Raw genomic sequence first — 20,193 nt, forward strand, 5'->3', positions numbered from 1 at the left:
GAGCTTGCTCGCGAACGCCCAACGCAGGCCCTGCCGGATAGCTTCCACCCATCCTACAAGAGCATTTCGCTCCTCAATCAAACGCCGGAATTGCCTCCAGCTCGTGCAGCAACCAATCCGCGAACTCTCGCGCCAGGGCCTGGTTGCCGTGGGGCGGGATGATCAGGAAGTAGGGGTGGGGCGCCGGGAAGTCGATGTCGAACAGCCGCACCAGACGGCCCTCGGCCAGTTCCTCGCCGGCCAGGATGTGGTCGCTGATGGTCACGCCGCCGCCGGCCAGCGCGGCGCGGATGGTCAGGTAGGCGTCGGGCAGGAAGACGTTCTGCCGCGCCTGCAGGCCGGGTACGCCGGCGGCGAGGAAGTAGCGGCTCCAGTCGAAGCCATCGTCCTCGTGCAATAGCACCTGGCGCGCCAGGTCGCGCGGTTTGCGCAGGTGTTCCTGGGTGTTGAGCAGGCGCGGGCTGCATACCGGGAAGTAGCGGATGTCGCCCAGCGCGGCGAAGCGCTGGCCTTCGATGTGCGTCTCGCCGAAGGAAATCACCATGTCCACCTGGCCCAGGTCGCTGCTCATCGGCAGCAGGTGCAGGGCGACTTCCTGGTAGTTGCGCAGGAATTTCTCCAGCAGCGACGACACCCGCGCGAGCAGCGCCGGGGCGCAGGCGATGCGCAGTTCGCCGGCGGGTTCCTCGCTGGGCAGGGCACGGCGGATGTCGCGCAACTGGTCGAAGGCGCTGCTGATCTGCTGGCTCAGCTGGCGCCCGGCGGCGGTCAGTTTCACGCCCTTGCCCTGGCGCTCCACCAGCGCCATGCCCAGCTCTTCTTCCAGCTTCTTCACCTGGTGGCTGACCGCCCCGTGGGTGACGTGCAGCTCCAGCGCCGCACGGCTGATGCTGCCTTGCCGGACCAGCGCCTCGAAAGCGCGCAGGGCGATGAGGGAAGGCATTCGGAACGCACTGTTCTGACGCATGGAAGACCTTTTTGTGTGAATTTGACTAACGATTCAGGCGGAAATCTATTGAATTGTCGTTAGTTAAATTTGCACAGAAGATGGCCCCAAGCCAATACAAAAAAAGCACCAAGCCAACACCGATCAACAAGAAAAACGGCTGGAGACCCGCCATGCAGCATTTCGTCGACTTGCTCGGCCTGGGCAAGCGCTACGGCAACCTGCAGGTCCTGAGCGACCTCAGCCTGAGCATTCGCCAGGGCGAATTCCTCACGCTGCTCGGCCCTTCGGGCTCGGGCAAGAGCACCACGCTGATGATGCTCGCCGGCTTCGTCGAGCCCAGCGAAGGGCATATCGAGATGGACGGCCGCGATATCACCCAGCTGTCGCCGGACCAGCGCGATTTCGGCGTGGTGTTCCAGGGCTACGCGCTGTTCCCGCACATGAGCGTGGCGCAGAACGTCGCCTACCCGCTGCGCATCCGCAAGGTGCCGGGCGCGGAGATCGAGCGCCGGGTGGCCGAGGTGCTGGAGCGCGTCGGCCTGGCCGGCATGGGCAATCGCGGCATCGCCCAGCTCTCCGGCGGCCAGCAGCAGCGCGTGGCGCTGGCCCGTGCGCTGGTGTTCAAACCCAGGCTCTTGCTGCTCGACGAACCGCTGTCCGCCCTCGACCGTCGCCTGCGCCAGGAAATGCAGGGCGAGCTGGCGCGCATGCACAAGGATTTCGGCACCACCTTCGTCTTCGTCACCCACGATCAGGAAGAAGCCCTGGCGCTGTCCGACCGTATCGCCGTGTTCAACAAGGGCCGCCTGGAGCAGGTCGGCACCCCGCGCGAAGTCTACGAACGCCCGGCCAGCCGTTTTGTCGCCAACTTCCTCGGCGACACCAACCTGCTGGAGGTTGGCGTGGTACGACGCGAAGCCGAGGCCACGCTCTGCGATTTCCGTGGCCAGCACCTGCGCGTGGCCCATTCGGCCCAGGCGAACCAGGGCGGCAAGAGCTGGCTGGCGGTGCGCCCGGAGCATATCGACCTGCGCCCGCTGCAGGACGCCGGCCGCGACAACGGCCTGTGCGCCACCGTCGGCAATGCCACTTACCAGGGGGCCCACGTCAACCTCGAACTGACCCTGGAGCAGGGCGAGCGCCTCGACCTGCGCCTGCCGGTCGCGCACCCGCTGCTGGCCGATCTGCGCAGCGGCCAGCGCTACTGGTGCAGCTGGTCGCCGCAGCACTGCCACCTGTTGTCCGCCTGACAACCACATAACGAAAACAACGATCGGGGAGCAATCACCATGAAAGAACGCCAAGGCTTCATCGAAGACGCCATCGAAATCGCTGCCCAGAAGGGCGAGCGCGCCGGCATCAGCCGCCGCGATTTCAACCGCAGCCTGCTGCTGCTCGCCGCCGCCTGCGCGCTGCCGTTCGGCACCGGCGGCCGCGCCTTTGCTGCCAGCGGCAACCTGGTGGTGGCCAACTGGGGTGGTGATGCGGTGCCGGCCTTCGAGAAGAGCTTCGGCGGCTTCAACGAGGTGGCAGGGCTGACGCTGAAGATCGATGGCAGCGGCCCCACCGAGGGTGCGCTGAAGACCCAGGTCAGCAGCGGCGCGGTGCGCTGGGACGTGTGCGACGGCGAGATGTATTCGTCCTATCGCCTGGGCAAGGACAAGTTCCTCGCGCCCATCGACTTCGGCATCGTCGACAAGTCGCTGATCGGCTACGGCGACGTGCATGATTTCGGCCTCGCCAACTACACCTACAGCTACGTGATCGGCTACGACCACGAGCAGTTCGGCAAGAATCCGCCCAAGTCCTGGGCCGACTTCTGGGACGTGAAGAAGTACCCGGGCAAACGCACCCTCTACAAATGGATGAGCGCCAACCTCGAATGCGCACTGCTGGCCGACGGTGTGCCGCCGGAGCAGCTCTACCCGCTGGATGTGGACCGCGCCCTGCGCAAGATCGAGGAACTGCTGCCGCACATCGCCACCCACTGGTCCACCGGAGCCGAGTCGCAGCAGCTGATCCGCGATGGCGAAGTGAGCATGGCGCAGATGTGGCACACCCGCGCCGAGCTGGTGAAGAACGACACCGGCGGCAAGATCGACTGGAGCTTCGACGGCGGCGTCGTCTCGCCTTCGGTGTGGATGGTGCCCAAGGGCAACCCGGCCGGCGCCAAGGCGGCCATGGAGTTCATCGCCTACGCGCTGCGGCCGGAAGTGCAGGCCAAGCTCATGGAGGTCTACAACATGGGCCCGGTGAACCTTGCGGCCAACGACCTGCTCAGCGCCCAGCTGCAGGCGATCAACCCCACCGCGCCGGACAACCTGAAGAAGCAGGTGTCGCTGAACAACAAGTGGCATGCCGAACACTACGGCGAAACCCTGGAGCGCTACCTCGCGCTGATCGGTGGCTGAGATGCGACGTTTCGCACCGGGCGTGCTGCCGGTCTACGGCCTGCTGATCCTGCCGCTGCCATTGCTGGTGGTGGTCGGCTACCTGCTGCCGACCCTCGGCGTGCTGGGCTGGAGCTTCAGCCTGCCGGAGTGGGGCACGCAGAACTACGCGGCGATTGCCGACAACGCCAACCTGCAGGCCGTGATCTGGCGCACCTTGCGCATCTGCCTGCTGACCACCGCGATCAGCGTCGCCATCGCCTACCTGATTGCCTACCGCTGGCGGTTCGCGACGCCGCGCGGCCGGCAACTGATCGAGCTGTTCGTGCTGCTGCCGTTCTGGCTGTCGATGCTGATCCGCGCTTTCGCCTGGCTGGTGCTGTTGCGCAACGGCGGCCTGGTCAGCCAGGGGCTGATGGCCACCGGCTGGTTCGACGCGCCGCCGCCGTTGGTGCGCAACGAACTGGGCGCGCTGATCGGCATGGTGCACTTCATGGTGCCCTACGCGGTGCTGCCACTGCTGTCGTCGCTCAAGCAGGTGGACGACAGCCTGCTGCGTGCTTCCAGCAGCCTGGGCGCCAGCCACTGGCAGACGCTGAAGGACATCTTCATCCCGCTGACGCTGCCCGGTGTGGTCGCCGCATCGGCCATCGTCTTGGTCTTCAGCCTCGGCTGCTTCGTCACCCCGGCGCTGCTGGGCGGCGGCAAGGCGGCGATGCTCGCGGAGTACATCTACGTGCAGATGTTCCAGCTGTCCAACTGGGGCCTGGGCGCCGCGCTGAGCATCGTGCTGATGCTGCTGGTGGTCGGTTGCGCGCTTCTGTTCGGACAACTCATCGGCTACCGCCGCCTGCTCGGGAGGACTGAGCTGTGACTCCGCAGGGAACCTATCTCTCCGCCATGCCCAAGGGCGTGAAAAAGCCGCAACTGCCACGCCCGCAGGTCGGCCGCTGGCTGTCCTGGGCCGCCCTGGCGCTGTCCGCGCTGTTCCTGCTGCTGCCGATCCTGGTGATCGTCCCGCTGTCGTTCGGCAACCAGCGCTACCTGGCCTTCCCGGACGGCGGCTGGTCGCTGCGTCACTATGCGACGCTGTTCGACGGCGCCTGGCTGGTGTCGATCCTGCAGAGCCTGGGCCTGGCCCTGGTGGTCGGTGCGCTCTCCACGGCGCTGGCCTTCCTGTTCGCCACCGGCATCTGGCTGCAGCGCCGGCACCGCACGCTGCTGACCGCCATCGTGCTGCTGCCGATGATCGTCCCGCAGGTGGTCTCGGCCATGTCGATCTACTACCTCGATGCGCGCCTGGGCGTGCTCGACAGCCTGCTGGGCGTCGGTTTCGGCCACCTGCTGATGGCGCTGCCGTACTCGGTGATCGCCATGCTGGTGGCCTACGCGCGGCTCGACCAGAGCCTGTACAAGGCCTCGCGCTCCCTCGGTGCCGGGCTCTGGCCGACGCTGTGGAACGTGCTGCTGCCCAACGTGCGCGGCGGTGTGCTCGGCAGCTTCTTCATGGGCTTCGTGATGAGCTGGGAAGAAGTGGTGGTGACCCTGTTCACCAGCGGCCTGAACGTGGTGACGCTGCCCAAGCGCATCTGGGACGGCCTGCGCTACAACCTCGACCCGGCGATTGCCGCCGTGTCCACCCTGATGATCGTCCTCACCCTGGTGGTGATGCTGGTACGCCTGTACCTGGCGCGACAGCAACCACCCAGCTGACTGTTTCAACCCCGCATACGGCCGCTGGATGGCGGCCCCAAACAACAACACCTGTGTCGCTTGCACCTTGTCCCTGAGGAGGGAATCCCCATGCTTACTGCTTTCCCCGCTCGCACCTACCGTCAACGCGTCGAAGCCGTCAAACGCCGCATGGCCGACCGTGGCCTGGATGCCCTGGTGGTCAACTACCCGGACAACATCAACTACCTGAGCGGCTTCGACAGCCTGGGCTTCCTCTGGTACCAGGCGCTGATCATCTCGCCGAAGCTGGCCGAGCCGGTGTTCCTCACCCGCACCAGCGAAGAGCCCTGCACCTGGGAGCTGTCGTGCATCAACGAGGCGATCTTCTATGACATCGCCAAGCAGGACCCGCTGAAGATCGTTGCCGACGTGCTGGCCCAGGCGGGTTTGAGCCAGGCGCGCATCGGCCTGGAGATGACCGCTTCGACCTTCTCTCCGGCACAATACAACGCGCTGCTCGGTTATATGCCAGAAGCCCGTTTCGAAGACGCCGGCCCGCTGGTCGCCGAGAACCGCCTGATCAAGACCGCCGAGGAAATCGAGTACCAGCGCAGCGCCGCGCGCATGGCCGACCAGGGCATGCTGGCCGCCTTCGAGGCACTGCGTCCGGGCATCTCCGAGGTGGAAGTAGCGGGCATCGTCGCCAACGCCCTGGGCCGCGCCGGCAGCGAGTACTCGGCGATCAGCCCGATGTGCGCCACCGGCCGCCGCAGCACCATGACCCACGCCATGCCGCACCGCCAGACCATCAGCCATGGCGACGTGGTGATCCTCGAACACGCCGGCGTGTGCAACCGCTATCACGCCATCCTCATGCGCACCGCAGTGATCGGCAAACCCAGCCCGCGCGTGAAGGAAGTCGCGACCCTGCTCACCGAGGCGTTCAACGCCGCCATCGAGATCGCCAAGCCGGGCACCCCGGTGGGCGAGGCCAACCGCGTGTGCAACCAGATCCTCGACCGCATCGACCTCTCGCGTACCCGCGTGCACCGCATCGGCTACAGCCTGGGCCTGGCCTACCCGCCGACCTGGCTGGAAGCGATGATGGTGGACGAGGCCGACGACCACGTGTTCCAGCCGAACATGTCGTTCTCCATCGAGCCCAACCTGTCCTTGTACAACGAAGGCTTCGGTATCAAGCTCGGCGACACCGTGCTGTGCGGCGAGAAGGGCTCGGCGAGCCTTTCCGAGCTGGCGCCGGAACTCACCATCATCGATTGATGGGCGTTCGCCCCCGGTCTGGCCGGGGGCGAACTTGTGTCAGTTGTCTGCGCCTGCGCGCGCAGTGATGGAAACCGAGGGCTTCTGATGAGTCACACGATGGATGTTTTCTGGCACGACGACGTGCTGCGCCACGACACCGCCGCCGGCGTGTTCGAGGCGCCGCCCAGCGACCTGCTGGCCGAACAGCTGCTGCACCCGGAGAGCAATCCCCGGCTGCTCAACATGCGCGCCATCCTCCAGCGCGGGCCGGTGGCCGGCTCGCTGCGTTGGCACGAAGGCCGCCACGCCAGCGAAGAGGATCTGCTGAGCTTCCACGATGCCGACTACCTGAGCGGCATCTTCGAGGCGGACGCCGCCGGCAAGCGCTTCAGCAGCACCACGCTGATGTCCGCCGGCAGTCTCGCCGGGCTGCTGGCCGCTGCCGGCACCAGCCTGGCGGCGCTGGAAAGCGTATTGGCCAGCGGCCATCCGGCCATGGCCCTGGTGCGCCCGCCGGGTCACCACGCCGCGCCGGCCATGGCGGACGGCTACTGCTTCTTCAACCACGCCGGGATTGCCGCGCGCGCCGCACAGGCGGCTGGCCTGGAACGCGTCGCCATCGTCGACTGGGACGTGCACCACGGCAACGGTACGCAGGAAGGCTTCTACGACGATCCCTCGGTGTTCACCGTCTCGCTGCACATGGACCACGGCGCCTGGGGCCCGAGCCACCCGCAGACCGGCGCGGTGGACGAGCGCGGCTTTGGCGCGGGACTGGGCAGCAACCTCAACCTGCCGCTGCCGATGGGCTCTGGCGACCAGCTCTACGAGATGGTCTTCAGCCGCTTTGTCGAGCCGGCGTTGCGCGCGTTCAAGCCGGACCTGCTGATCATCGCCAACGGCCTGGACGCGTCTCAGTTCGACCCCAACGGCCGCCAACTGGTGACCATGCAGGGCTTCAACCGCCTGGCCCGCCGTGCCCGTGCGCTGGCCGACGAGCTGTGCGCCGGGCGGCTGCTGGTGGTGCAGGAGGGCGGCTACAACCCGGCGTATAGCGCTTACTGCCTGCACGCGGCGACCGAAGGCTTCCTCGGCCAGCCGTCCTCGCTGCCCGATCCGCTGGCCTACATGCCGGAACCGGCGGCGCGGGTGGAGGCCGACCTCGCCACGCTGGATGCGCGGCTGGCGGCGGCGGGGTGGACGTTCGGCTGAAACCTTGGCGCCCTTCGTAGGGCGCATAACGCGCCAGCGTTATCCGCCGAAAAGCCGGCGGATAACCTGTTCCAGGTTATGCGCCCTACATGCTTGCTCGCGAGCCGCCTCCGTCCCCGGCGCCCTACGGATGGTTGCGATAGCGCTCGGTCAGGGACTGCACGCGGGCGACGTAGGTTTGCGTCTCGGCGTAGGGCGGTATCCCGTTGTACTTGTCGACCGTCATTTCACCCGCGTTGTAACTGGCCAGCGCCAGCCGCTGATTGCCGTTGAAGCGCTTGAGCAGCCACGCCAGGTAGCGCACGCCGCCTCGGATGTTCTGCCGCGCGTCGAACGGATCGCTCACGTTGAAGCGCTCGGCGGTGTCGGGCATCAACTGCATCAGGCCCTGGGCGCCGGCGATGGAAATGGCATTGGGCTGGAATGCCGATTCGGCATGGATGACGGCGCGCACCAGCGCCCTGTCGACACCGTAGCGCACCGATGCGGCTTCGATCTCCCGGTGATAGGAACGGGTGTCCAGGCGCAGTGTGGCGACGTTGAAATCCTTCGGCGCCATGCACAGGTAGCAGCCCTTGATGTAATACACCTCGATCACATCGACTCGCGCTGAAATGCCGACCGGGCGTCGGCTCACATACTGGCGAACGCCCTTGTGAACGAAGGTGTACACGCGAATCCGATCTGCCCCCTGGCTGTTGCCCCGCTCCAACGTGGATGCGGTCCTTGCCCGGGTGCTGCCAGCGGTGCTCGCCGGGTCTTTCTGGCGAGTGCAGTGCGCGCCGGCGATGGCCTGGCTGCTGAGGCTGACGGTTCCGTCCCGTGCGTGGCACTTGAACAGGGCGTTGGCGTAAAGCGGCGCGACCAGCAATGCCAGTCCGATGCAGCCAGGAAGGCTCCTGCGAGCCCATCGCCAGGTTCTGGAACTCATCACACCGCTCCGCGCCGCGGGCGCCGATCAGGCTGGGGCGCCTGATCCGGGCAAATGGGAAATGCCAATAGGGGCTGCCGTTGCAGGGTTCATCCCCGGCAGCCCGCCGTTTCGGTTCGCTAGTTATAGCCCTTTCAAACGGCAGTGGAGCTTTGGGGGACGTACGGCCTGCGGGGAATGTGGGGCAAGGCGTACGTCTGCGCGGAGGAAGCAGGTTCGGGGGCGCAGTAGAGGCAGGTCGGAATCGTCAACGGCGATGCCAGTGTGCAGGCTGTTCGCGAGCAAGCCCGCACCTGCCGGCAAGCTCCGAAGCTGGCCGCACCGGTAGGACCGAGGGAACGCCTGGGCCTTGCTCGCGAACAATAGGCAAACGCTGAAGTTACCCGAGAATGAAATACACCTTGCGCACCGGCGTGAGGTTTTCCCAGGTGCCCTTGAAGCCCGCTGCCACGACGAACGAGTCCCCCGGGCCGAAGGTCTTCGCCACGCCGTCCGTGTCGGTCAGGCGCACGGTGCCTTCGAGGATGTGGCACAGCTCGTCGTAGTCGCACTCGCAGCGCTCCAGGTGCACGCCGGCTTCCCAGATGCCGGCGATGGCGTTCTTTTCGGGGGCGCTGAAGTGCCGCCAGCTGCGGCTCTGGTAGGGCGCATCGACGATGGCCGGGTCGTTGATCTCGCGCTCCTGCGGGGCGAGGGCGGGGTTGGCGAAGTCGATGACGTGGCGGGGCAGGGTGGACATGAAGTTCTCCATCAGGAATCGAAACCGATGCCAAAGGCATCGCAGGTCTTGAGCAGCAGGTCGCGGCGGCCGGTGCGGTCTTCCTTGGCCAGCGAGCGTTGGGCGAGCTTCACGCCGAGGTAGCGCAGCGGCTCGGGCGGGAAGGGGAAGGGCTTCTGCGAGGTCATGCGCAGCTGGGTGCGTTCGGTGCGCTCGCCACCCAGCTGGTCGAGCATGTTCAGCGCGGCGAAACGGCTGGCCGACACGCCCTGGCCGGTGAAGCCCAGCGCATAGGCGACGCGGCCGCCCAGCACGCAGCCGGTGAACAGCGTGGTGCGCGCCGAGGTGTCGATGATGCCGCCCCAGGCATGGCTGAACTCGACCGGGCCGAGCTGCGGGAAAGCCTCGCGGAACTGCCCGGCCAGGCGCTCGAAGCTTTCCGGGCGCTGGGTCAGGGATTCGTCGCGGCGGTTGCCGAAGTGGTAGATGGCGTCGAAGCCTGCCCAGAGGATGCGGTTATCAGCGGTCTTGCGCAGGTAATGGAACTGGTTGCCGGCGTCGGCGATACCGTAGCGGTCGACCCAGCCGATGGCACGCAGCTGCTCGTCAGTGAGCGGCTGGGTGACCAACGAATAGTCGTACACCGGGATCACGCTGGAATTCAGGTGGCCGAGCAGCGGCGGTGCAATATTGGTCGCCAGGGCGATCTGCCCGGCCTCCAGCTCGCCTCGATCGCAGCGCAGCATCAGGCGGTCGCCGCGCTGGTGCAACTCGTGCACGGGGGTGTTCTCGAACAGCTCGACGCCTTGTTCCAGGCAGACGCGACGCAGCTCGGCGGCCATTTTCGCCGGGTTGAGCAGTGCATAGTTGGGCTCGAACACGCCGGCCTGGTAGGCGGGTGAGTCCAGTTTGTCGGCCAGTTGCGCCTTGTCGAGGAACTCCGAGGCGATGCCAAAGCGCTCGTAGTTGCGCTGCATGCTGCGCAGGCCGTCGACCTGCCAGGGTTGGGCGGCAACGCTGAGCTTGCCGCGGCGCTCGAATTCGACGTCCATGCCGAAGCGCTTCAGGTCCGCTTCGAATTCGTCGAGGTTCTGTCGGCCCAGGCGTACCAGGGTTTCGGCTTCTTCCGGCCAACGGCGCAGGGCATTGCCGACGCCGTGGGAAATGCTCGGCGCGCAGAAGCCGCCGTTGCGCCCACTGGCTTCGCCGCCGCAGCGCCGCGCCTCAACCACCGCGATGCTTGCACCAGGCCAGCGCAAGCGGGCGTGGAGGGCGGTCCAGAGACCGGTGAAGCCGCCGCCGACCACCACCAGGTCGAAGCGGCGATCCGCTTCCAGCGCCGGTGCGGCGGGAGCAGGGTCGAGGGTGTCGAGCCAGTAGGGTCTGGGAGTGGCGTGCGCAAGTGGGGCGGATGTCATCGGAAAACTCCGGCAGAATGTCGGAAGAAAAAGCGGTCTTCGGGCCGCGTCCGAGTTTTGTAATCGCTCCGGGGGGCCAGGCATACGGTCCGCTGCTCTTTGCGGGCACGCCCGGAGCAGGAAATGCCGGCCGAGACCGGCAGGGGAAAACAATGATCGAAGAACAGGGCTGGAGCTCCACGCTCGACGGGACGACTCACCAGCCCGACCCGGCCAGCGCCGCTACACACGCGGTGGTCATGCGTTACCACCAGGCCTGGCGCCGGCATGACATCGAGGCGCTGATGGCGCTGTTCGACCCGCAGGTGGAGTACAACGATTTCTTCCAGGGGCGGCGGATCGCGCCGAGCGAACTGCGCGAGTACCTGCAGACCAGCATGCCGGCGGCGGGAGATGAGTCGCAGGTCTACACCGATCGCCTGCGGGTGGACGGTGACACGGCCTTCCTGCAGTACCAGGTGACCCTGCGCGGCACGCAAGGGCTGGTGTCCTTCCGCACCACCGAGGCCTATACCGTGCGCGATGGCCGGATCATCCGGGTCAACGAGCACGCCGCGTTGATCGGTCAGCCGCAGAAAGCGGCCAGTGAGCCGCAACCGCGCATGGCCGACAGCCGGCTGGGGCTCTCAGCGCGGCAGCTGAGCCAGCTCGGCGGCGATATCCAGCAGTATTTCCAGCAGAACCGGCCGTTCCTCAATCCCGACCTGGACATGCCCCAGGTCGCAGCGGCCACCGGCTATACGCGCAACCAGATTTCCTACTTCCTCAACCAGGTGCTGGGCCTGAGCTTCTACCAGTACCTGAACCAGCTGCGCCTGCGCCACCTGCTCGGCCAACTCGACGGCGCCACCAGCGTCACGCGCATCGACGAACTGGCTCGGGCGGCGGGCTTCCGTTCGCTGTCGACCTTCTACCGCTGCTTCCGCGAGGAGACGGGGCTGTCGCCCAAGGCCTATCTGGAGCAGAAGGCAGCGCTGTAGTTGAGGGTGCTGCCCCTGGCTATCCTGCTGTAGGCGGCAAGGGGCGGCTTACTTACCCATCAAGGATGATGCTATGAACCTGTTGAAGTGGGCGATCTGCCTGATCATGCTCGCTGCCTTCGCGAAGATGTGCAGCATGGAGTCCGATAGCCGCAATGGTCCCAGGGCCGATGCCGTGGTGGAGAGCACCGAGGTAGTGCGCGAGTTGGGGTCGAAGAACAGTTCTCCGCCAGCGAAATACCACGTCTACGCACACTACGTTTATGAGGTCGGCGGCAGGGAGTATCGTGCCCGCTATCTGGTCGCAATCACGGCACGCGAGTCGCGCGCTAACCAGGAAGCGGCCCAGTTTCCCGCTGGGCGGCCGATTACGATTGGCTACAACCCGAAGAAGCCTGCTTATTCGGTCATCGTCGTGCCGGAGATTCCACGCTTCCACGCGGTTCTTTGAGGTCGGGTGCGGGTCGTTGCGCGCTTTCCGGGCGTCCGCTCCGCGCGTGCCCGCATGCACGGCGTCCGCGTTATCAACCCCGTGTCCATTTCCCTATGCTCGCCCGACAAGCATTCCAACAAGCTCAGGAGACCTTCGCATGCGCGACCAGCTCTATATCGATGGCCAGTGGCAGGCACCCGCACAGGGCGGCCGCTTCGAGGTGTACGAACCGTCCAGCGAAGCGGTGCTGACCGAGGTTGCCGCCGCTACCGGTGAGGATGTGGATCGTGCCGTGAAGTCTGCGCGTCGGGCCTTCGATGAAGGCGAATGGGGCCGGAGCACCGGCAAGGAGCGCGCCGGCTACCTGCGCGCCATCGCCGACAACCTGCGTGGCCGCCGCGAGGACCTGGCCCGCCTGGAAGTGCAGGACAACGGCAAGCCGCTTCCCGAAGCACAGTGGGATATCGACGACGCCATTGGCTGCTTCGACTACTACGCCGAGCTGGCCGAGGGGCTGAACGGCGAGGGCGAAGTGGTGGCGCTGCCCGACGAGCGTTTCGCCTGCCGCGTGCTGCGCGAGCCGGTCGGCGTGGCCGGGCAGATCATCCCGTGGAACTACCCGCTGCTGATGGCTTCGTGGAAGGTCGCGCCGGCGCTGGCCGCAGGCTGCACCGCCGTGCTCAAGCCTTCGGAACTGACTCCGCTGACCGCTCTGGAACTGGCCGCCGCCGCCGATGCCGTGGGCCTGCCCAAGGGCGTGCTCAACGTGGTCACCGGCCTGGGTCGCGGCGCCGGCTCGCCGCTTTCGGCGCATCCGGGCGTGGACAAGCTGGCCTTCACCGGCAGCGTGCCCACCGGGCGCGCGATCATGCAGGCGGCAGCCCAGGACATCAAGAACGTCAGCCTGGAGCTGGGTGGCAAGTCGGCCTTCATCGTTTTCGATGATGCGGATGTCGAAGCGGCCGTGGAGTGGATCCTGTTCGGCATCTTCTGGAACCAGGGCCAGGTGTGCAGCGCCACCTCGCGCCTGCTGGTGCAGGATGGCCTGCATGACCGGCTGATCGAACGCCTGGTGGAGGAAACCCGTCGCATCACCATCGGCAATGGCCTGGAGCCGGGCGTGCTGCTCGGCCCGCTGGTCAGCGCCGGCCAGCACGCCAAGGTGCTGCAGGCCATCGAAGCCGGCGTGCGCGATGGCGCAAAGCTGGCCACCGGCGGCAAGCGCCCGGCGCATCGGGACAAGGGCTGGTTCGTCGAGCCGACGGTGTTCATCGATTCGCCGCTGGAGAGCGCCCTGTGGCGCGAGGAAATCTTCGGCCCGGTGCTCGCCGTGCGCCGCTTCAAGGATGAAGCCGAGGCGCTGCGCCTGGCCAACGACAGCCAGTTCGGCCTGGCGGCAGCGGTAATGTCCGCCGACCCGGCGCGTTGCCAGCGCGTGAGCCGTGGCCTGCGCGCCGGCATCGTCTGGGTCAACTGCTCGCAACCGACCTTCACCCAGGCGCCCTGGGGCGGCTACAAGCAGAGCGGCATCGGCCGCGAGCTGGGCGTGTGGGGCCTGGACAACTACCTGGAGACCAAGCAGGTCACCGAGTACCTCAGCGACCAGCCTTGGGGCTGGTACATCAAGTAAGCTGAAACTACCGGCTCAACGTCGGGCATTTGCGTATGAGCGGACTTCGTCCGCGATCGATACCCGGCGGCTCTGGGCTGGCCGGTGACACATCGCGGACAAAGTCCGCTCCTGCGTTCGACGGGAGCCGCGCCGGTTTCCTGTAGGAGTGGGCGATGCCCGCGATCACGCTTACGGCGTGCTCCTTCAGGTCAGTGCCATCGTTTCGGCTAAATCAGCCCCTTCCCCTGCAAATGCTCGCGCAGGTAGTCGATGAACACCCGCACCTTGCGCGTGCTCCTTCGGTGCGGCAGGTAAAGCACATGCACCCATGGCCCGAATGCACTCTGGTCGCGCCAGCAATCCGGTAGTTGCTCCACCAGCTCGCCGCGTTCGAGGTAGGGCAACGCGCTCCATTGCGGCAGGAATTGCAGGCCCTGGCCATCCAGCAGGCACGACAGCAGGAAGTCGTAGTTGTCGCTGGCCACGCGCGGTATCGGCTGGCGGATACGGATGCGCTCGCCGTCCCGCTGCACCCACCAGAAATTCCGGTTCAGCAACGGGTGGCGGAAGATCAGCCAGTCGTGCTGCTCGTAGTTCTCCAGGGTCACATCCAGGCCCTTGCGTGCGAGGTATGTCGGGCTCGCGCAGAGCAGCAGGCGGTTTTCCAGGAGTGGCTGGGCGATCACGTCCGGCAGGTCGATGGGGCCGTCGCGCAGGGCGAGGTCGTAGCCGCCTTCCACCAGATCGGCGAACTCGTCGGCCAGGTCGACCTCCAGGCGCACTTGCGGGTGTTCGCGCAGGAAGCGGCAGCACACGGCATTGAAGAAGGCCGGCGCGAAGGAGGGCGGGGCGGCGATGCGCAGGCTGCCGCGCAATTCGGTCTGCAACTGCTCCACTTCCTCCTCGGCTCGCTGCAGTTGCACCAGCGCCTGGCGCGCACCTTCCAGGTAGATGTGCCCGGCCTCGGTCAGCGCCATGCGCCGCGTGGTGCGTTCGAACAGGCGCTGGCCCAGTTCGGCCTCCAGCTGTGCGACGCCCTTGGTGATCGCCGAGGGCGTCTTGCCCAGCTGTTCGGCGGCGCGGCTGAAGCCGCCATGGTCGGCGGTGGCGACGAACATCGTCAGGGCGGTCATCTTGTCCATGAATTGCTTCCTGGCAGGAACAGAAGTTGTGCGGGAAGTCGGTGTTAAAAGCGCCGGGGCTTTTGCTTAACCTTCTTCGCAGACCAACAATAACGAAGGCTTTGCGATGAAACTACTGATTCCGGCGCTGGTATCCGCCGCTTGCGCTTTTTCCTCGATGGAAACGATGGCCGCCGCCGACCTGATCTTCCATGGCGGCAAGGTTTACACCGCCGAACCCGGCCAGGCACTGCAGCAGGCGGTGGCGGTGGAGAACGGCCGCATTCTCGCCGTCGGTTCCGACGCGCAGATCCTCAAGCTCAAGCAACCGGAAACGACCGTCATCGACCTGCATGGCCAGGTGCTGATGCCCGGTTTCATTGACGCTCATACCCACCTGGTCAAGGGCGGCCTGCAGATGCTCCAGGCCAACCTGGACAACCAGGACCTGCCGCTCGCCGAGTTCGAGGGCAAGCTGCGCCAGTGGCGCGAGGATGGCCGCGCGCGACGTGGCCGGTTCCTCTATGTCGGCGGCGTGCCCACGGCGTACTGGGACGAAATCGGTGAGCTGCAGCGGCGCTTCAACCAGGGCGAATGGGCTGATCAGCCGATCCTCCTGGCCGGTGGCGACTACCACACCGGCTGGGCCAACCAGGCGTTGCTGAAACTGGCCGGCATCGACGCCGCCAAGGTCAAGTCGTTGCAGGGCGAGGAGCAGGCCACCATCGGCCACGGTGCCGACGGTACGCCCAATGGTTTCCTGGTGGACGCCGGTCTCTATCCGGTGCAGGCACTGCTGCCGCTGCCGAGCGATGACGAGCTGCTCAAGGCGCTGAAAGGCGCGCAGAGCTATTACCATGAGCTGGGTATCACCGGCTGGATGGAGCCCCTGGCGAACGAGAATCCCGGTGGCGACATCCACAACGACTCTGTTGGCGTGCTGCCGGCCTACAAGCTGCTGGCGGAGCAGGGCGGGCTGACCGCGCATGTCGCTGCGCTGCTGATGGCCGATTCGAAGGCGACCCCGGCTGACCTCGACGAACTGGACAAGGTGCGCCAGCAGTTCATCGATGTCCCCAACCTGACGCTGCCGGGCATCAAGATCTTCGCTGACGGCGTGGCCGAGGTGCCGGCGCAGAGCGCGGCAATGCTCGAGCCCTACAGCAACTCGAAGAAGTACGGCGAACTGCTGATCGACCCCAAGCACTTCGGCGAACTGGTCAGCGCCGCCGACGCCCGCGGCTGGCTGGTGCACATCCACGCCATCGGCGACCGGGCGGTGCGCGAATCGCTCAATGGCATCGAGCAGGCGCGCAAGGATCGCCATAGCGGCATCCCGCACTCGATCACCCACCTGCAGATGGTCAACCCGAAGGATTTCCCGCGCTTCAAGGCGCTCGATGTGATCGCTGCCATGCAGCTCTATTGGGCGGCCGCCGACGAGAACAGCGTCGATCTGGTCAAGCCCTACGTCAGTGCCATGGCTTTCCTGCACATGTACCCGGCACGCTCGCTGCTGAAGCATGGCGCGACCATCTCCGGCGCCAGCGACTGGCCGATCACCACACCCGATCCGTGGAAGGCCATCTACCAGGCGATCCAGCGCGTCGGCCCGAAAGGCGTGCTCAACGCCGCCGAGGACATCGACCGGCAGACCATGTTCCAGGCCTATACCCTCAACGCCGCGCGCACCATCCGCCTGGAGGACCGCATCGGCTCGCTGAAGCCGGGCAAGCAGGCTGACCTGATCCTGCTCGACCGCGATGTGTTCACGGTCAAGCCGGAAGCGCTGCGTGACACCCAGGTGCTCAAGACCTGGTTCGCCGGCCGCGAAGTCTATAGTCGTTCGAGCGACAAACTCTGATCCAGCCAGAGCGCCGCGGCGCTCTGGCTTCTTGAAATAAAGCAATTGCAGGAGCCTTGCCGTGATCCTTCACACCTTCACCACCGACATCCGCGACCCGCTGCAGCGTGGCCGGCAGATCGGCGAAACCTTCTCCGAGCAGATCCGCCAGGCCGTGGCGCTGTACCTGGACTTCTTCCCGCGCGTCGGCGTGGAGATCGACAAGGCACGGGCCATCGGCGAGGGCAGCCTGTCCGCGCTGGCCGACTGGTGCCCGGCGCTGGCGAAGGAAGTGGAGGGCCTGGCCCTGGGCGCCGGCCTGCCGCTGTGGCAGCTGGCAGCGCTGAATGCGCGCACCGAAGTGCTGGCGGTGATGCCCGCACAGCCGGTGGAGGGCGAGTGCTCCACTTCCGTCCATGCGCCCGCCGGCGCCATCGCCCCGCGCAGCCTGCAGACCTGGGACTGGCACGACAGCCTGGTGCCCCACGGCCTGCTGCTGGGCTTCACCGGCAGCACCGGCCTGACCGCCAAGTTGTTCACCGAGTTCGGCATGCTCGGCAAGATCGGCGTGAACAGCGCGGGCCTGGGCGTGCACTTCAACATCCTGCACCACGAGAGCGACAACGGTAGCGCCGGTGTGCCGGTACACGCCATCGCCCGCCGCGTGCTGGAAGAAGCCACCAGCGTCACCGAGGCCATCGACATGGCGCGCTCGGCGCGGGTCAGTGCGTCCACCGTGCTCAGCGTGTTCACCCGCAACGATGTGCGCGCGCGTGCCGCGAGCATCGAGATGAGCCCGGCGCACACCGCCGTGGTGGTGCCGCGCGAAGATGGCTGGCTATTGCATACCAACCACTTCCTCGACGGCGAACTGAGCTGGGGGGAGCGTACCGCGGATGTCTCCACCACCTACGCGCGCCTGGAGCACCTCAAGGCGGCCACCACCGGCATGACCGGCAAGGCCCTGGGCGAACGTGCCGACGCCTTCTGTGGCGCCGACGGCGACCAGGCGGTGGTGTGCTTCCATCCGGACATGTCCGAGCCGGACACCGAGCGCTGGGAAACCCTGCTGAGCATCGGCCTGGACACCGCCGGTTGCGCGCTGGAGTACGTGGCTGGTACGCCGAAGAAAATGGCCGATGAGGGCTTCCTGCGGTTCTAGAGGCAAACGGGTGAGGGCAATGTCCGAGCGCTGAAGTTCGCTTCACCGCCGATCGTAAAACGTCACAACGCAACTACTCAATTTCAGAACTTACGCCCCCGTGGCAGCCCACCGGCCGCCGCGCAGGTTTCGTATTGCCACAAAAACAAGAGTGAACCGCCATGATCGACCACACGCCCGCCGCGCCGGGCTCGCGCTCGGCCTTTCGCACCTTCTGCGTCTCCGGCATGGGCACCGCGCTGGAGTTCTACGACTTCGTCATCTACGGCTACGCCGCCGCGCTGATCTTCCCGCAACTGTTCTTCCCTGGCATGGACCGGCTGACCGCCGTACTGGTGGCCTTCGCGGCCTTTGGAGCCGGCTTCTTCGCCCGGCCATTGGGCGGCGTGGTGTTCGGGCACCTGGGCGATCGTTATGGCCGGCAGAAGGCGCTGGTCGCCACCCTGGTGCTGATGGGCCTGAGCACCTTGCTGATCGGCTTCCTGCCGACCCACGCCAGTATCGGTACCGCCGCGCCCGTCCTGTTGGTGTTGCTGCGCCTGGTGCAGGGTTTCGCCGCCGGTGGCGAGTGGGGCGGGGCGGCGCTGTTCGGCATTGAGGTCGCACCTGAAGGCCGCCGCGGCCTGTGGGGCAGCTTCACCAGCATGGGTATCGGCATCGGCGGCATCTTCGGTTCGGCGGTGTTCGCCATCGTCAGCTTCGCCTTCGACGATGACCTGAGCGGTATTGCCTGGCGCATTCCGTTCTGGCTCGGTGGCCTGCTGGTGCTGATCGGTCTCTACGCGCGCCTGCAGAACACCGCGCCGCAGCCCAAGGCCGCGCCGAAAGCCGAGGCGCGCATGCCGCTGATGGAAGCTTTCCGCCGCCGGCCGCGCGAGCTGTTGCTGTGCATCGGCATCGCCTTCGGTTACGTCACCATCGCCTATATCGGCAGCACCTTCTTCCTCGCCTACGCGACCGACATCGGCTACAGCAGCAGCCACGCTCTGCTGTTCGACTTCTCGCTGTCGGTGGCCATCGTCGCGTCCGCGCCATTCTTCGGTCACTTGTCGGACCGTTTCGGCAGGCGTGCAGTGATGATCTTCGGCGCGGCGATCATGGCGCTCGGGCTGTTCGCCTTCTTCCCGCTGATCGGCTTGCACAACCTGCCGCTGGCGATGCTGGCGTATATCGCCGTGGGCTTCTTCATGGGGGCGACCCAGGGGCCGATCCCGGCTTTCCTCGCCGAGCAGTTCCCGCGGGAGATGCGCTACTCGGGGATTTCCTTCAGCTACCAGATCGGCGCGGCACTGGGTGGCGGCACGGCCTCGAGCATCGCTACCGCCATTCTCATCGCTACCGGGCGCAACCCGTTCGGCGTCGCGCTTTACGGCGCGGCAGCGCTATTGCTGGTGGCGATCTGTTCCTGGCTGCTGCGCGAAACCTCGCATCTGCCGATGGAGCTGATCGACCGCGACGACGCCTCGCCGGGTGTCGCCCAGGCTCAGGTCGGTTAAGTCACGGCGCGGGCTTTGGTGCCGGGCACCAGGCCGAGCACCAGGGCGCAGCCGATCAGGATGATCAGCGCGCCCACGCCCTGCACCAGCGACAGGCTCTCGTCCAGCACCAGGGCGCCGATCAGGACGGCGACCACGGTGACGACGAACTCCACGCTGATGGTTCTGGTCGCGCCGATTCGCGAGACGAGCTGGAAGTAGACGACGTAGTTCACCGCGCTGAATATGCAGCCGCAGATCAGCAGGAAGAACACATCGATCGGTTGCGGCGTGCCGGGCACCGGCACCCAGATCAGCAAGGGCAGGGTCAGCAGGCCGCCGATCCCGAACGCGCCGCAGGTCACTTCCCAGGGGCCGGCGGTGCGCAGCTTCAGGCTGGCGTAATTGCTGCCGAAGGCCGCGCAGACGGCGCCGAACACGGAGGCTGCGCTGCCGAGCATGAACTCGTGGGTGATCGGCACCGCCGGGAAGCCCACCAGCAGCACCATGCCGAAGAAACCCAGCACCAGCCCGCCGAGGCCGCTCCAGGTGATGCGTTCCAGGCCCCAGAGGCGGCCGATGAGCATCGAGAACAGCGGAATCCCGGCGACGAAGATCGCTGCCATGGCGGTGCCGATGCGCGGGGTGGCGTAGGTCATGCCGATCAATTGCCCGGCCACCGTGGTGGCGCCAACCACGCACAGCGGCTTCCACATCCCTGCGAAGTTCAGCTGGCGCCCGGCCAGCCGTGCCACGGCGAACAGCGTGAAGCTGGCGATCAGCGCGCGGAAACTGACCGCGCCAACCCAGCCGAAGCCGGCGATGGCCTTGAGCAGCACAAGGAAGGACAGCCCCCAGCCGACGGCGAGGAACAGGTAGGCGGCAAGGTCGCGCGGTTGCATACGACTCCGGTGGCACAAGGCAGCAGGGGCCGCCAAAGCGTGGCAGCGAATGCCGCTATCTTGCCGGTCGCGCTTGACGCTTGGGAAGGCAGCACGCCGAGGTTTTCCGC

At 66.4% G+C, this 20,193-nt stretch carries 18 protein-coding genes; 12 read left to right on the forward strand and 6 right to left on the reverse strand.

Annotated elements, in window-relative coordinates:
- Nucleotides 1-73: 73 nt before the first annotated feature.
- Nucleotides 74-943, reverse strand: coding sequence for a LysR substrate-binding domain-containing protein (locus tag GJV37_RS10660; RefSeq protein WP_045207678.1), 870 nt, complete (start codon nt 941-943; stop codon nt 74-76).
- A gap of 176 nt (nt 944-1,119) precedes the next feature.
- On the opposite strand from GJV37_RS10660, the gene GJV37_RS10665 reads away from it, so the two are divergent.
- The 6 genes from GJV37_RS10665 (at nt 1,120) to GJV37_RS10690 (ending at nt 7,488) form a co-directional block, all read left to right on the forward strand.
- Complete coding sequence (locus GJV37_RS10665) at nt 1,120-2,199, forward strand: ABC transporter ATP-binding protein (protein WP_024762760.1); 1,080 nt, start codon at nt 1,120-1,122, stop codon at nt 2,197-2,199.
- Nucleotides 2,200-2,238: 39 nt separating this feature from the next.
- Nucleotides 2,239-3,360, forward strand: a complete 1,122-nt coding sequence (locus GJV37_RS10670; RefSeq protein WP_170858626.1) for an ABC transporter substrate-binding protein — start codon at nt 2,239-2,241, stop codon at nt 3,358-3,360.
- A gap of 1 nt (nt 3,361) precedes the next feature.
- On the forward strand, nt 3,362-4,213 hold the full coding sequence (locus GJV37_RS10675; protein WP_170858627.1) for an ABC transporter permease: 852 nt from the start codon (nt 3,362-3,364) through the stop codon (nt 4,211-4,213).
- Nucleotides 4,210-5,052 (forward strand): ABC transporter permease, encoded by an 843-nt coding sequence (locus GJV37_RS10680; RefSeq protein WP_196913645.1) that lies wholly within the window; start codon nt 4,210-4,212, stop codon nt 5,050-5,052. The genes GJV37_RS10675 and GJV37_RS10680 overlap by 4 nt, the downstream gene beginning before the upstream one ends.
- A gap of 90 nt (nt 5,053-5,142) precedes the next feature.
- Nucleotides 5,143-6,294 carry a M24 family metallopeptidase gene (locus GJV37_RS10685; RefSeq protein ID WP_024762764.1) on the forward strand — a complete coding sequence of 384 codons (1,152 nt, stop codon included), beginning with the start codon at nt 5,143-5,145 and terminating at the stop codon, nt 6,292-6,294.
- A gap of 87 nt (nt 6,295-6,381) precedes the next feature.
- Nucleotides 6,382-7,488 (forward strand): arginase family protein, encoded by a 1,107-nt coding sequence (locus GJV37_RS10690; RefSeq protein WP_246228292.1) that lies wholly within the window; start codon nt 6,382-6,384, stop codon nt 7,486-7,488.
- A 124-nt stretch (nt 7,489-7,612) separates the two neighbouring features.
- On the opposite strand, the gene GJV37_RS10695 is transcribed toward GJV37_RS10690, so the two are convergent.
- The 3 genes from GJV37_RS10695 to GJV37_RS10705 form a co-directional block, all read right to left on the reverse strand.
- On the reverse strand, nt 7,613-8,419 hold the full coding sequence (locus GJV37_RS10695; protein ID WP_193452433.1) for a lytic transglycosylase domain-containing protein: 807 nt from the start codon (nt 8,417-8,419) through the stop codon (nt 7,613-7,615).
- Nucleotides 8,420-8,798: 379 nt separating this feature from the next.
- Nucleotides 8,799-9,158, reverse strand: coding sequence for a cupin domain-containing protein (locus GJV37_RS10700; protein WP_024762766.1), 360 nt, complete (start codon nt 9,156-9,158; stop codon nt 8,799-8,801).
- An 11-nt stretch (nt 9,159-9,169) separates the two neighbouring features.
- Complete coding sequence (locus tag GJV37_RS10705; RefSeq protein WP_024762767.1) at nt 9,170-10,555, reverse strand: NAD(P)/FAD-dependent oxidoreductase; 1,386 nt, start codon at nt 10,553-10,555, stop codon at nt 9,170-9,172.
- 239 nt (nt 10,556-10,794) lie between these two features.
- On the opposite strand from GJV37_RS10705, the gene GJV37_RS10710 reads away from it, so the two are divergent.
- The 3 genes from GJV37_RS10710 to GJV37_RS10720 all read left to right on the forward strand — a co-directional run bounded on the left by GJV37_RS10710 (nt 10,795) and on the right by GJV37_RS10720 (nt 13,598).
- Nucleotides 10,795-11,535 (forward strand): nuclear transport factor 2 family protein, encoded by a 741-nt coding sequence (locus tag GJV37_RS10710; RefSeq protein WP_240157932.1) that lies wholly within the window; start codon nt 10,795-10,797, stop codon nt 11,533-11,535.
- A gap of 73 nt (nt 11,536-11,608) precedes the next feature.
- The gene (locus tag GJV37_RS10715; protein WP_024762768.1) at nt 11,609-11,986 is read left to right on the forward strand and encodes a DUF3592 domain-containing protein; all 378 of its coding nucleotides are present in this window, start codon (nt 11,609-11,611) and stop codon (nt 11,984-11,986) included.
- A 139-nt stretch (nt 11,987-12,125) separates the two neighbouring features.
- A complete protein-coding gene (locus GJV37_RS10720) occupies nt 12,126-13,598 on the forward strand; it encodes an aldehyde dehydrogenase family protein (RefSeq protein WP_084357702.1) in 1,473 nt (490 codons plus the stop codon).
- Nucleotides 13,599-13,807: 209 nt separating this feature from the next.
- Here the strand turns inward: GJV37_RS10720 and GJV37_RS10725 are convergent, their stop codons facing one another.
- A complete protein-coding gene (locus tag GJV37_RS10725; RefSeq protein WP_024762770.1) occupies nt 13,808-14,722 on the reverse strand; it encodes a LysR family transcriptional regulator in 915 nt (304 codons plus the stop codon).
- 106 nt (nt 14,723-14,828) lie between these two features.
- On the opposite strand from GJV37_RS10725, the gene GJV37_RS10730 reads away from it, so the two are divergent.
- The 3 genes from GJV37_RS10730 (at nt 14,829) to GJV37_RS10740 (ending at nt 19,202) form a co-directional block, all read left to right on the forward strand.
- Nucleotides 14,829-16,565: an amidohydrolase gene (locus tag GJV37_RS10730; protein ID WP_193452434.1), complete on the forward strand. Its 1,737-nt coding sequence runs from the start codon at nt 14,829-14,831 to the stop codon at nt 16,563-16,565.
- A gap of 61 nt (nt 16,566-16,626) precedes the next feature.
- Nucleotides 16,627-17,706, forward strand: a complete 1,080-nt coding sequence (locus GJV37_RS10735) for a C45 family autoproteolytic acyltransferase/hydrolase (protein ID WP_193452435.1) — start codon at nt 16,627-16,629, stop codon at nt 17,704-17,706.
- A gap of 161 nt (nt 17,707-17,867) precedes the next feature.
- The gene (locus tag GJV37_RS10740; protein ID WP_193452436.1) at nt 17,868-19,202 is read left to right on the forward strand and encodes an MFS transporter; all 1,335 of its coding nucleotides are present in this window, start codon (nt 17,868-17,870) and stop codon (nt 19,200-19,202) included.
- Here the strand turns inward: GJV37_RS10740 and GJV37_RS10745 are convergent.
- Nucleotides 19,199-20,083, reverse strand: coding sequence for a DMT family transporter (locus GJV37_RS10745; protein ID WP_193452437.1), 885 nt, complete (start codon nt 20,081-20,083; stop codon nt 19,199-19,201). The two genes, GJV37_RS10740 and GJV37_RS10745, sit on opposite strands and share 4 nt — an antisense overlap.
- Nucleotides 20,084-20,193 lie beyond the last annotated feature (110 nt).

This window comes from Pseudomonas nitroreducens (genome assembly GCF_010994165.1).
Classification (GTDB): Bacteria; Pseudomonadota; Gammaproteobacteria; order Pseudomonadales; family Pseudomonadaceae; genus Pseudomonas; species Pseudomonas nitroreducens.